The 13533-nt window shown below is 32.1% G+C and carries 11 protein-coding genes and 1 tRNA gene; 10 read left to right on the top strand and 2 right to left on the bottom strand.

Annotated elements, in window-relative coordinates:
* Positions 1–32 precede the first annotated feature (32 nt).
* From porM to ACFS5M_RS00050, 3 genes are all read left to right on the top strand, one after another.
* On the top strand, positions 33–1598 hold the full coding sequence (gene porM, locus ACFS5M_RS00060; RefSeq protein WP_183484007.1) for a type IX secretion system motor protein PorM/GldM: 1566 nt from the start codon (positions 33–35) through the stop codon (positions 1596–1598).
* Positions 1599–1636: 38 nt separating this feature from the next.
* Positions 1637–2536, top strand: coding sequence for a type IX secretion system ring subunit PorN/GldN (gene porN / locus ACFS5M_RS00055; RefSeq protein ID WP_183484003.1), 900 nt, complete (start codon positions 1637–1639; stop codon positions 2534–2536).
* Between the two features lie 76 nt (positions 2537–2612).
* Positions 2613–3662, top strand: a complete 1050-nt coding sequence (locus tag ACFS5M_RS00050; protein WP_183484000.1) for an NAD(P)/FAD-dependent oxidoreductase — start codon at positions 2613–2615, stop codon at positions 3660–3662.
* 118 nt (positions 3663–3780) lie between these two features.
* On the opposite strand, the gene ACFS5M_RS00045 is transcribed toward ACFS5M_RS00050, so the two are convergent.
* On the bottom strand, positions 3781–4164 hold the full coding sequence (locus ACFS5M_RS00045) for a DUF983 domain-containing protein (RefSeq protein ID WP_183483997.1): 384 nt from the start codon (positions 4162–4164) through the stop codon (positions 3781–3783).
* Positions 4165–4249: 85 nt separating this feature from the next.
* On the opposite strand from ACFS5M_RS00045, the gene ACFS5M_RS00040 reads away from it, so the two are divergent.
* From ACFS5M_RS00040 to ACFS5M_RS00010, 7 genes are all read left to right on the top strand, one after another.
* The gene (locus ACFS5M_RS00040) at positions 4250–6157 is read left to right on the top strand and encodes an ABC-F family ATP-binding cassette domain-containing protein (protein ID WP_183483994.1); all 1908 of its coding nucleotides are present in this window, start codon (positions 4250–4252) and stop codon (positions 6155–6157) included.
* Positions 6158–6232: 75 nt separating this feature from the next.
* Positions 6233–7363, top strand: a complete 1131-nt coding sequence (locus ACFS5M_RS00035) for an efflux RND transporter periplasmic adaptor subunit (RefSeq protein ID WP_183483991.1) — start codon at positions 6233–6235, stop codon at positions 7361–7363.
* A 5-nt stretch (positions 7364–7368) separates the two neighbouring features.
* Positions 7369–10566, top strand: a complete 3198-nt coding sequence (locus ACFS5M_RS00030) for an efflux RND transporter permease subunit (protein ID WP_183483987.1) — start codon at positions 7369–7371, stop codon at positions 10564–10566.
* Positions 10556–11872 carry a TolC family protein gene (locus ACFS5M_RS00025; RefSeq protein WP_379897546.1) on the top strand — a complete coding sequence of 439 codons (1317 nt, stop codon included), beginning with the start codon at positions 10556–10558 and terminating at the stop codon, positions 11870–11872. Before ACFS5M_RS00030 ends, ACFS5M_RS00025 begins: the two co-directional genes overlap by 11 nt.
* 104 nt (positions 11873–11976) lie before the next feature.
* Positions 11977–12801, top strand: a complete 825-nt coding sequence (locus ACFS5M_RS00020) for a leucine-rich repeat domain-containing protein (protein ID WP_183483981.1) — start codon at positions 11977–11979, stop codon at positions 12799–12801.
* Positions 12802–12858: 57 nt separating this feature from the next.
* Entirely contained in the window at positions 12859–13041 is a 183-nt protein-coding gene (locus ACFS5M_RS00015) for a CPXCG motif-containing cysteine-rich protein (RefSeq protein ID WP_183483978.1), read from the top strand.
* 117 nt (positions 13042–13158) lie between these two features.
* A tRNA-Met gene (locus ACFS5M_RS00010) sits at positions 13159–13231 on the top strand.
* Positions 13232–13356: 125 nt separating this feature from the next.
* Here ACFS5M_RS00010 and ACFS5M_RS00005 read toward each other — a convergent pair.
* On the bottom strand, positions 13357–13518 hold the full coding sequence (locus ACFS5M_RS00005) for a T9SS type A sorting domain-containing protein (RefSeq protein WP_379898330.1): 162 nt from the start codon (positions 13516–13518) through the stop codon (positions 13357–13359).
* Positions 13519–13533: the final 15 nt, after the last annotated feature.

Genomic DNA, 13533 nt, shown 5'->3' with positions numbered 1-13533 from the left:
TATTTATTAATTAAACCTAAAACTAATTAGACATGGCAGGAGGAAAAGCATCTGCAAGGCAGAAAATGATTAACTTGATGTATTTAGTATTCATCGCGATGATGGCTATGAATATGTCAAAAGAAGTGTTATCAGCATTTGGACTGATGGAAGCTAAATTCGCTAATTCTAATGTAGCAACTACAGAAAGAAATGGTGCATTATTAGCAGATTTAGAACAAAAAGGTGAAGAAAAACCAGAGGAATTTGCTTTACCAGCTCAAAAAGCTAAACAAGTAAGTATCGTTTCAGACCAATTTTATAAATATATTGAAACTCTAAAAGTTGATTTATTAAAAGGAGGTCAATATACTATTGATCCAGAAACAGGAAAATTACCATTTGAAGCTATGGATAAAACAGACATCCTAGATGAAAAATGGTTTACAGGTGACCGCTTAACTAAAGATGGTGACGCTGTAATGGCAGCAATTGCTAAATACAAAAAAGATATCAAAGATATTTTAGGTACTGATGTAAAGTATAAAAAAGCAACCGAAAATTTTGATACTCTTTTTGATACTTCTGAAATTACTAACAATGAAGGAACAAAAAAATCTTGGTTAGATTACCATTTCCAAGGCTTCCCAGCAATCGCATCGTATACCAAGTTAACTGCTATGCAGAATGATGTTAAGGTGACCGAAGCAAATATGTTCAACTTATTTTTAGGAAATACTTTAACTGAAGCTGTATCACTTAAAAAGTACCAAGCTATAGTTTTAGCTGATAAATCAGCATTCTTTGCTGGTGAAAAATTCCAAGGAAAAGTAGTGTTAGGTAAATACGCTAATGTGACGCCAACTAAATTAACTGTTCAAGGACAAGAAATTGATTTAACTGAAGCTATTGACTCTTTAGGAGCTGCCAAATTAGATTTCAATGTTGGAAATGTTGGTGAACAACAAATTGAAGGTACCTTTACATTCTTAGAAGATGGTAAGCCTCTTGAGATTCCAATTGTAGGAAACTATGTGGTTGTACCAAGACCAAATTCTGCAACTATTTCTGCAGATAAAATGAATGTTGTTTATCGTGGTGTTGCTAACCCAATGACGATTTCTTTCGCAGGTGTTCCTGATAATAAAGTAACAGCAAGTGCTGTTGGATTGAAAAAAGGATCAGGCCAAGGAAAATATATCATGGTACCAACAACAGGAAAAGAAGTGACTATTAATGTAACTGCTAAATTAGATGATGGTTCACCTGCATCAGATAAAAAGACATTTAGAATTAAAGATATTCCTAAACCTTCAGGTCAAATGGCTGGTAAAACAGGTCAATTTAGTTTACCAAGAAACAATGTTGAAATTGGTAGAGTAGAAGCTGTTTTAGAAGACTTTGATTTTGATTTACCATTAACGGTAACATCATTTAAATTTAAAGTGCCTGGTGCACCAAGTGTAACATGTTCAGGTAATAGACTTAATTCTCAAGCAAAATCAGCTTTACGTAAAGCAAAGCGTGGTTCTGATGTTCAAATTTTTGATATCAAATCTAAAAGTTCTGGACCAAGAATTAAGCCAGCCTCACCAATTATTATAGAGTTATCTAACTAAACCAACTTTATAGTATTATTAACCTAAATAAGTGTAAGATGAATTATAAATCTTTTTTATTAACCATTTTAAGTGTTGTTTTAACAACTTCAGGGTTTTCACAAGCCAATATCTTGAATGCGAAAAGCCCTCAGGAAATAGGTGTTAGAACTGAAGCTCAAAAAGCAATCGACAACGATAAACCTTTAGAATATGGTTACGTTGATGATAGAGATATTATGTACTCTAAAATGACTTGGGAAAAAGTGGTTTTAGATGAGCGTGTGAACTTTCCGTTATATTATCCAGTAGATACTAATAATATAGGAAGTAATAGACGTTCTTTATATGATGTCTTAACGAAAGCTATAAAAACAGGTGCAGTAGAAAACGTTTATGACGATTCTTATTTTACTGCTAAACGTAGTCTTAAAGATTTAGATGATATTACTAGAAAAGTAGATACTTTAGATATTGGGTATGACCAATTAAATGCTGATGGATTTGTTGATGCTGAATATATTACAACTAGAGAAATTGCCTCTTATGATGTAAGTGCTTATTTAATTAAAGGTTTATGGTATTTTGATAAACGTCAAGGTGAGTTAAAATATAGATTACTTGGTATTGCTCCTGCAGCACCAGATGTTAACTTTATTGATAGCGATGACGAAGCTAATAAAGAACCAAACCCTTTATATTGGGTGTTTTTTCCAGATGTAAGAGATATTTTACATGAAGCAAAAGCATTTAATAACAAAAACAGTGCAATGCCATTTTCATTTGATCATATCTTAAACGCAAGACGTTTTAACGGTTATGTATATAAAGAAGAAAATGTTTATGGCGATAGAAGAGTCGACGAGTACGTTAACGATAACGCTTTAATGCAACTCCTAGAATCGGATAGAATCAAAGAGAAAATTAGAAACTTTGAATTAGATATGTGGTCTTACTAAGACTATTTTTAAAATATTTAAAAACGCTCACTTTTAGTGAGCGTTTTTTATTTCCATTTATTTTATCTTCGCAGTTATGAACGTCGATTATATTATTGTTGGCTGTGGCTTAGCAGGAATTCATTTTTGTGAACAGTTAAAAGCTCATCATAAAACGTTTATGGTTTTTGATGACCAATCTCAACAATCATCTATCGTAGCAGGTGGTTTGTATAATCCTGTGGTTTTAAAACGTTTTACTTCAGTTTGGAAGAGCGACGAGCAACTGCAGTTAGCATTACCAATGTATCAGGCTTTAGAACGTGATTTACAAGTAAAATTAGATTATAAAATCCCTGTATTAAGACGTTTTACGTCTATTGAAGAACAAAATAATTGGTTAATAGCTTCAGATCATCCTACGCTTTCAAAGCATCTTTCTCCCAGTATTATAAAAAATAATAACACTTTTATTGAAGCTTCTTTTGGTTTTGGAAAGGTTCTTCATACAGGAAGAATTGATACAGCAACATTAATATCAGCCTATAAAAATCAGCTAAAGGAAACAAAGGCCTTAATCGAAGAAGCCTTTGAATATAATTTGTTAAAATCTGAAACTCAATTGCAGTATAAAAACATAACAGCAAATCATATTGTTTTTGCAGAAGGGTTCGGACTTAAAAAAAATGTTTTTTTTAAAGATTTGCCACTCAATGAAGCTAAAGGCGAACTATTAACCATTCATGCACCTGATTTAAAAATGAATTTTATTTTAAAGTCGAGTGTGTTTTTAATTCCTTTAGGTCATGATTTATATCGTGTAGGCGCAACTTACGACTGGAAAGATAAAAGCAACGCCATTACATCTCAGGCTAAAGAAGAACTCTTAAACAAGCTTAAAACCTTTTTAAAGTGTGATTTTAAAGTCGTTAATCATGTTGCTGGAATACGACCAACAGTTATTGATAGAAGACCGTTAGTTGGAAGCCATAGTGTACATTTTAATATACATGTCTTAAACGGTTTAGGAACTCGTGGTGTTATGATTGCTCCTTATGTCGCAAAACAATTATACCGTTTTATAGAACATGGTTTGGCTCTAGACGAAGAGGTAGATATTAGTCGGTTTCGTAAGGCTTCGCGTTAGCGATTGTAGTGTTATCCTTTTTATGCTTGAACTCTATTTATAATATTTTGGTAAAGATTAGGCATAAAAAGATTTAAACGAAAAGCGCGGTACTACGCAGTAGTAAACGCCCAAAAACTTATTTATTAACCAAATTTTTATCAAAGTGCATAAACAGATTAATCCAAATATTTCTTGATAGTCGCATAATTATTGGCGCAAAAATAATTAATGTGCCAATAATTGAAATGAAGACATAATGTACAGAAGCATTAAAAACAAAATAACTAATCACAAAAGCTGCGACAGCAAATGCAATTCCAACGGCATAACTCACGTACATCGCACCATAAAAGAAAGAAGGTTCTATTCTGTATTTGGTTTTACAGTGTGAACAGTGCTCGTTAATATGTAAAACTTCGGAAAGATGATAAGGGTTTTTATTACTATACATAGACTCTTGATGGCATTTAGGGCAAGAACCTGTTAGAATACTATATAATTTTGAGCCTTTTTTAAACATATAATTTAATGTACTTTTGCAAACTAATTGATATCACAAAATTAGGACTTAATTATTAAAACTAAGTAACAAAAGTTACCAATCTATGATTAATATTCACAATTTATCTATAGCTTTTCAAGGCGAATATTTGTTTGAAGAAATTACCTTTAAATTAAATCAAGGCGATCGTGTTGGATTAATTGGTAAAAATGGAGCAGGGAAATCGACGATGCTCAAAATATTATCTAAAGAATTAGAGCAGGATTCTGGACAGATTGCTTCAGATAAAGATTTAAAAATTGGGTTTTTAAAACAAGATATTGATTTTACGTTTGGAAGAACTGTACTTGAAGAATCTTATGAAGCATTTACAGAGATTAAAGCGGTTGAAGCTCAGTTAGAACATATTAATAATCAGCTAGCAGAGCGTGAAGATTACGAAAGTGATGCATATCATCAACTCATGGTAGATGTAAATGATTTGCAACATCAATACGAAATTATTGGAGGTTATAACTACCAAGGCGATACAGAGAAAATATTACAAGGCTTAGGATTTAAACGTGAAGATTTTGATAAACTTACAGACACCTTTTCTGGAGGATGGCGAATGCGTATAGAGCTAGCAAAACTATTGCTACAGAATAATGATTTGTTACTTTTAGATGAGCCTACCAATCATTTAGATATAGAATCTATTATTTGGCTAGAAAGCTTTTTGAACAATTATGTAGGTGCTGTCGTAATTGTATCGCATGATAAAATGTTTTTAGATAATGTTACGAATAGAACTATTGAAATTTCTTTAGGTAGAATCTATGACTACCCAAAACCGTATTCTAAATATTTAGTTTTAAGAGAAGAAATAAGAGGTCAGCAATTGGCGTCTCAAAAAAATCAGCAAAAGCAAATCGAGCAAACCGAAAGACTTATCGAAAAATTTCGTGCAAAAGCCAGTAAGGCAACGATGGCGCAATCGCTAATTAAAAAACTTGATAAGATTGATCGTATTGAAGTTGATGAAGATGACAATAGTGTGATGACACTTAATTTTCCAGTGTCGGTTACACCAGGAAAAGTTGTCATTGAAGCAGAAAATATATCAAAAAATTATGATGAAAATCAAGTGCTGTCTAATGTTAGTTTAATGATTGAGCGTGACGCAAAAACCGCATTTGTTGGTCAAAATGGACAAGGAAAATCGACACTTGCTAAAATTTTGGTTGGCGATATTAAACACGATGGACATTTAAAGTTGGGTCATAATGTTCAAATTGGGTATTTCGCACAAAATCAAGCCGAGTATTTAGATGGAAGTAAAACCGTTTTAGATACCATGATTGATGCTGCAAATGAAACCAATAGAAGTAAAGTTAGAGATATTTTAGGGTCATTTTTGTTTCGTGGAGATGAAGTAGAAAAATTTGTAAGAGTGCTTTCTGGAGGCGAACGAAATCGTTTAGCTTTAGCAAAACTAATGCTTCAACCGTTTAATGTTCTCATCATGGATGAGCCTACTAACCATCTAGATATTAAATCGAAAAAAGTATTAAAAGATGCTTTAATGCGTTTTGAAGGTACACTAATTTTAGTCTCTCACGATAGGGATTTTCTTCAAGGTTTAACAGCGACAATCTATGAGTTTAAAGATGAAAAGGTTAAGCAATATTTAGGTGATATAGACTATTACTTAGAGCAACGTAATGTAGAAAACTTACGAGAAGTAGAAAAACGTACAGTCATTAAATCGACTCCAAAAGAGAAGAAAACACAATCTTACGAGGAGCAAAAAAAGATAAAGTCTTTAAATAATCGATTGAGTAATACTGAATCTAAAATCAATCAGTTAGAAAAAGAAATCAAAGAGATCGATGTTGAGTTAGCTGTTAATTATGACGAAGTAGCTTCACAGCCCCATTTTTTTGATACTTATCAAGCAAAGAAAGACAAGCTTTCTCAACTTATGCAAGAGTGGGAAGATATTACTTTAAAGCTCGAAGATTACAGTTAATTTTTTTAAGTTTTTTTTAACGTTCGTGGGCTAAACTAAAGCCTAATTTTGTAGTCTTATATCAAAACTACTCCAATGCGAAAAATAATACTTTCAATTATTGGCATTTTGCTAATAATAGCGACTTTTTTATATGCCAAAAAACTTATTGCAGATAAAAATAAACCAAAACCTGTTTTGGCTAAAGTTATAAAAACCGTTTTTACAGATACAGTAAAAAACACCAAAATACCAATAGTTATTGCTGCTAATGGAAGTCTTGAAGCTAAACGTCGTGTAGAGCTTTATGCTGAAGTACAAGGTGTATTCAGATCTGGTAGAACATTATTTAAACCAGGACAAACCTATAGTTCAGGACAAGCTATAATTAGAATAGATGCTTCAGAATATTATGCAAATGTACAGTCTGCAAAAAGTAATCTTTATAATTCAATTGCAGCCATAATGCCAGATTTACGGTTAGATTTCCCCGATGTTTTTAACAAATGGCAAAATTATCTCAATAGTTTTGATCTAAACAAAACCACACCAAAGTTACCTGAAATGACTTCAGAAAAGGAGAATTATTTCATTACAGGAAGAAGCATTGTCTCAAATTATTATAGTGTAAAAAATTTAGAGCAACGCTTAGCTAAATATACTATAGCTGCGCCTTTTTCAGGAATCTTAACAGAAGCTTTAGTTACTGAAGGCTCTTTAATTAGAAGCGGACAAAAATTAGGAGAGTTTATAGATCCTTCTGTTTATGAAATGGAAGTGGCAATAAGTAAAACCTATGCTAATTTACTTAAAGTAGGCGAGGACGTATTACTAAATAATTTAGATAAAACCGAAACCTATCAAGGTAAAGTGTCCCGTGTAAATGGAAGTATTGATGCTACAACACAAACCATTACGGCCTATATTGAAGTCAAACATGAAAACTTAAAAGAAGGCATGTACTTAGAGGCTAACTTAAATGCAAAAGAAGAAAATGATGCAATTGAAATTGATAGAAACCTATTATTAGAAAGCCAACAAATATTTGTGGTTAGAGATAGTTTATTAGATGTTATAGATGTAAAACCCGTTTATTTTTCTGATACGAAAGTGGTTTTGAAAAATGTGCCTAACGGAACGATTATTCTTAAAAAATCGGTTCCAGGTGCTTACGCAGGCATGTTAGTTAAACCTTTTGAAGATAAAAGCAATACTAAAAACGAGTAATAAACATGAGAAAGCTTATCGCATATTTTATTAAGTATCATGTCGCAGTAAATGTCTTTATTTTAGCTTTTTTTGCTTTTGGTATTATAGGTGTAAAATCATTAAAATCTTCTTTCTTTCCATTAGTAGATTCTAAAATAATAAATGTAAGTATTACCTATCCAGGAGCATCACCTCAAGAAATTGAAGAAGGTATTGTACTTCAAATTGAAGACAACCTCAAAGGATTAAGAGGAATTGATCGCGTTACTTCTGTGTCTAGAGAGAATAGTGGTGTTATTACTGTTGAGATAGAAAAGGGCGAAAATATTGACTTCATGTTACTTGAAGTTAAAAATGCCGTAGATCGTGTACCTTCTTTCCCAACAGGTATGGAGCCTTTAATTGTTGCTAAAAATGAAGAAGTTAGACAGACCATTTCATTTGCTTTAAGTGGAGAAAACATTCCGTTATCAACATTAAAACAAATTGGCAGAGATGTAGAAAACGATTTAAGACGGATTGATGGCATTTCTCAAATTGAAGTTACTGGCTATCCAGAAGAAGAAATTGAAATTGCTGTAAATGAAGCTAATTTATTAGCCTACAATTTAACTTTTAATGAAGTAGCACAAGCGGTTAGCAACTCAAATATTCTAGTTACAGGAGGCACCATAAAAACCGTTGCAGAAGAATATCTTATTAGAGCCAACAACCGTTCGTATTACGGAGATGAACTATCTAATATTATAGTAAGAGCTTCTAACGATGGAAAAACGGTAAGATTAAAAGATGTTGCCATTATTCGCGATCGATTTTCTGAAACACCTAATGCGACTTATTTTAACGAACAATTAGCTGTTAATATAACTGTAACGAGTACGAATACCGAAGATTTAATTACTTCAGCAGACAAGGTAAAAGAATATATTGAAACGTATAATCAAACCCATAATAATGTGCGCTTAGATGTTGTGCGTGATTTATCTAAAACGTTAAATCAACGTACAGAACTATTAACAGAGAATGCCATTATAGGAATGATTTTGGTATTAATCTTCTTGTCTATATTCCTAAATACACGTTTAGCCTTTTGGGTGGCTTTTGGATTGCCTATTTCGTTTTTAGGAATGTTCATTTTCGCAGGACAATTTGATGTTACTATTAATGTGCTGTCACTCTTCGGAATGATTATAGTTATTGGTATTTTGGTAGATGATGGTATTGTAATTGCCGAAAATATTTATCAACATTACGAAAAGGGAAAAACACCAATTGAGGCTGCTATAGATGGTACAATGGAAGTTATTCCACCAGTAGTTTCTGCGATTATTACGACGCTTTTAGCTTTTTCACTTTTCCTGTTTCTTGACAGTAGAATTGGAGAGTTTTTTGGTGAAGTTTCAGTCATTGTGATACTTACTTTAGTTGTTTCACTAGTTGAAGCACTTATTATACTTCCAGCACATTTAGCTCATTCTAAAGCATTAAGACAGCAAAAAGAAGAGGAGAACCCTTCAAAAATAAAACAATTCTTCTCTAAAATGAGAGTCATTAATAAAGCTGGAGATAACTTTATGAATTTCTTGAGAGATAAGATCTATTCTCCAACAATTACTTTTGTGCTAAACTTTAAGTTACTTGCTCTAGGTATTTTTGTAGGTTTATTAATCTTAACCTTTGGCGCTATAGGTGGAGGTATAATAGGAGTGACCATGTTTCCATCTATTGCTAGTGATCGTGTGTCAATTGAGCTTAATATGCCTAATGGAACAAATGAAAAAGTGACTGATTCTATTATTTCTATGATAGAAAAAAAATCATTTATTGTTAATAAAGAGTTTACAGATCAATACCTTAAAGGCACAGGTAAAGAATTATTTGAAAATACGATTTTAACTCTAAATAGTAGTTCTAGCGCTAGCCTACAAATAAATATGCTTCCCGGAGAAGAGCGACCAGATGAAATTAAATCATCTTTAGTCGCCAACAGATTAAGAGAATTGGTTGGTCCAGTTATTGGAACGGAGCGTTTAATTTTTGGTTCTGGAGGAAACTTTGGAGGAAGTCCAGTTTCAGTATCTCTTTTAGGGAATAATATAGACGAATTAAAAGCGGCTAAAATAGAATTAAAACAAGTTTTAGAATCTAATCCTCTATTAAAAGATGTTGAAGACAATGATCCCGCTGGTATAAAAGAAATTCGTTTAGAACTTAAAGAAAGTGCTTACTTGCTAGGACTAGATTTAAGCACAGTTATGAGTCAAGTGCGTTCGGGCTTTTTTGGAGCTCAAGCACAACGATTTCAACGCGGACAAGATGAAATTCGAGTTTGGGTACGTTATGACAGAAGCAATAGAGCGTCTATTAATGATTTAGATGAGATGCGTATTGTGACACCAACAGGTGAACGTGTAACACTAAAAGATATAGCAACATATACTATTGAAAGAGGTGATGTGGCTATAAATCATTTAGAAGGACAACGTGAAATTCAAGTCTCTGCAGATTTAAAAGATCCAAGTACAAGCACCACAGATATTATAGCTGATATAAAAAATGTGACGATGGTGGAACTAAAATCAAAATACCCAACCATTTCAGCATCCTTTGAAGGACAAAACAGAGAAAAAGATAAATTAATGAGTTCGTTAGCGAAAGCGGGAATACCTATTTTATTACTCATTTACATTGTTATAGCTTTTACGTTTAGAAGCTATAGCCAGCCTATCTTACTAATATTACTTGTCCCTTTTAGTCTTACCGCAGTAGCTTGGGGACACTGGCTCTTTGGGTTTTCAGTAAATATTTTATCCCTTTTAGGGATTATTGCCTTAATTGGTATTATGGTCAATGATGGACTAGTACTTATAGGTAAATTTAACTCTAATTTAAGGGAGGGCTTAAAGTTTGATGAAGCACTCCTTGAAGCTGGAAAATCTCGTTTTAGAGCTATATTTTTAACTTCTTTAACTACAGTTGCAGGTTTAGCACCTTTATTATTAGAAAAAAGTAGACAAGCTCAATTTTTAAAACCTATGGCAATTTCTATTTCTTTTGGAATTGCTTACGCTACTATTTTAACACTTTTAGTGTTACCATTATTTTTATCTTTTAGTAATAATATTAAGAAAAATGCTAAATGGTTATATACTGGAGAGAATGTAACTAAAGAAGAAGTTGAACGCGCTATTAAAGAACAAAATGAAGAAAATGAACATTAGAATAACACTGTTATTTTGCTTTTTTATTGGGTTAAACCATGGGTATTCGCAACAATTATTGTCTCCAGATGATGCTGTAAAACAGACTCTAGATAATAACTATGGCATTAAAATCGCTAACAAAAACCTTGAAGTTTCAGAAAATAATACGAGTATTTATAACTCTGGTTATTTGCCTACATTAACAGGAAATGCAGGAACGACATATAATTTAGATAATAATGAATCTGAGTTCTCTGATGGTCGTGTAACCAATTTAAATGGCGCAGAAAGCTCACGCTATAATGCATCATTAAGTTTAAATTATACTTTGTTTGATGGTTTAGGTAGACGCTATAATTATAAGCGTTTGAAAGAGGAATACCAATTGTCAGAATTACAAGCACGTGAGACCATAGAGAATACAATTATACAATTATTTTCCGTGTATTATAATGTGGCTCAGTTATCTGAAAATGTAGCAACTTTTGAGCAAACCTTGTCCATTTCTAAAGACCGTTTGTTACGCTCGGAATATCAATTTGAATATGGGCAAAACACAAAACTTGCAGTATTAAATGCTGAAGTCGATATTAATAATGATAGTATTAATTTAATGACTTCTAAGCAGCAATTAAAGAATACTAAAAGAGATTTGAATTTGGTTATGGGAACGACCTTAACCGAAGATTTTAACGTCAAAACCGAGTTAAATTTCCTTTTGAATTTAAATAAAGAAGAATTATTACAGAATGCTAAATCTAGAAATGTAGCTTTATTACAGGTTGATAAATCTATTCAAATTAGTCAGTTAGACGTCAAGTCTGGAAAGTCTGCATATTTGCCAACTTTAGGCTTAACAGGAACTTACGGATGGAATAAAAATAATAATAATGCAGCATCTTTTGTTGCCATTTCTACCAATACAGGTTTGTCTGCAGGGCTTAATTTAAGCTGGAATATTTTTGATGGAGGAAGCACCTTAACACGTGTGAAAAACGCACAAATAAACTTAGAAAATCAGCAACTTCAAAAAGAGCAAATTCTTTTATCTATAGAGCGAGATTTCAATAATGCTTGGGATGATTATCAAAATAAACTTACTATATATCATATTCAGGAAGATAATATTAAAACAGCTAAAAACAATTTTGACCGCTCGCAAGAACAGTTTAAGATAGGACAAGTAAATTCTATAGAATTTAGGCAAGCTCAACTCAATCTTTTGAATGCTGAATTGAGTAGAAATCAAGCCAAATATGAAGCAAAACTTTCCGAATTATTAGTTTTACAATTAAGTGGAGAATTGTTAAATACGGCATTTTAAATTTCATTCCATATTTTTGTAGCCATGCATTTCATCGAATAAATTTGTTTATTGTCTAGATATCTCTTAGTTTCGTAATGAATTAATCCCAAATCGATTCAATTATGAAATATTTAAAACTTACATTTCTTTGTTTTTTTATAAGTAATATAGTTAGCGCAACTGTTTCTCAAGCAGAAAAAGAAGCCCTATTAGCGCTTTATGATTCTACACAAGGTGAACAATGGAATACAACATGGAATTTAATTACTCCTGTTGAATCTTGGTATGGTGTAACTGTTAAAGACAATAAAGTTGTAGAGTTAAATCTACACATGAATAATCTTCAAGGGAATTTACCTCAAGAAATAGGAAATTTAATACACCTTCAAAAAATAAACTTAGGTTTTAATAAGCTTAAAGGGAATTTGCCTTTAACTTTTTTCAATTTGAAAGAATTAAATACGGTTCAATTATTTATGAATGGATTTGAAGGTCATATCCCAAATGAGATAGGTCAATTAGTTAATTTAGAAGTTTTAGAGTTATTTAGTAATTCTTTTACTGGAGAGATTCCAGCATCTATTGGTGATTTAACAAATTTAAAGGAGTTGGTACTTGGTAGTAACTTTTTATCTGGAGAAATCCCAAATCAAATTTCTAATTTAGCACAATTAGAAAAGCTAATGTTAATGGATAATAATCTAGAAGGTCATATTCCTTCAGAGTTAGGAATACTAAAAAATCTTAAAGAGTTGGTATTATCAAGTAACGCATTAACTGGTGATATACCATATGAATTAAATTATCTGTCAGAATTAAATACAATAATGGTAAGTGGTAATAACCTAAACCAAGATGTTGTAAGTGTTATTGATAGAAGTCCAGAAGATATTAAAATGAATTTAGAGTTTAATACAGCGACTTCGGTAGCTGCAGAAGAAGATTGATTAATAGCTATTCAACTTCCAAAGGCAAAATTTTATTATTTTGCCTTTTTTTATGCTATGAAAGAACACTTTTTTCAATGTCCTTATTGTTGGCAAAATATTTCTATGTTGCTTGATAATAGCATCTCAAAACAGTCTTATATTGAAGATTGTGAGATTTGTTGTCATCCCATCCAAATTACAGCTGAATTTCAAAATTTACAACTTATTGGTTTTCAATCTGAAAATATTGAGCAATAATTTTATAATATAATCCTTGTAATATATAAAAAGCGTTGTATATTTGCAGTCCTAAATGATTGAGTCGGCATTATGAACCGAGAGTTAAAAGCTAAGAAAATTATTTGGAAATTAAATCGCGGGATAGAGCAGTAGGTAGCTCGTCGGGCTCATAACCCGAAGGTCACTGGTTCGAGTCCAGTTCCCGCTACTAAATAAAGCTTCACAGAAATGTGAGGCTTTTTTAATTTTAAGCTATATAATGTAAACTAAACCCATAAAAAAACCCTTCAGTTTCCTGAAGGGTTTTTCTTTTAAAAGGTTTATAATTACTTATTAGTATTTCACAAGTCTAACATGTTTCATGTCTTTCCCTTGAACGACTTTAACAATGTATACACCACCTTCTAAGTCTTGACCGAAGTTGTATTTATCTTCAGCACCGAATTCAGTTTGGTGAACGAGCTTGTTATTCATATCAAACACATAGATTGTAATTTTATCTTCAGTGTT

This window comes from Lacinutrix iliipiscaria, from assembly GCF_042686125.1.
Taxonomy (GTDB): Bacteria; Bacteroidota; Bacteroidia; order Flavobacteriales; family Flavobacteriaceae; genus Oceanihabitans; species Oceanihabitans iliipiscarium.
Note: the sequence above shows the minus strand (reverse complement) of the source record. Positions and strands in the feature narration are given on the sequence as shown.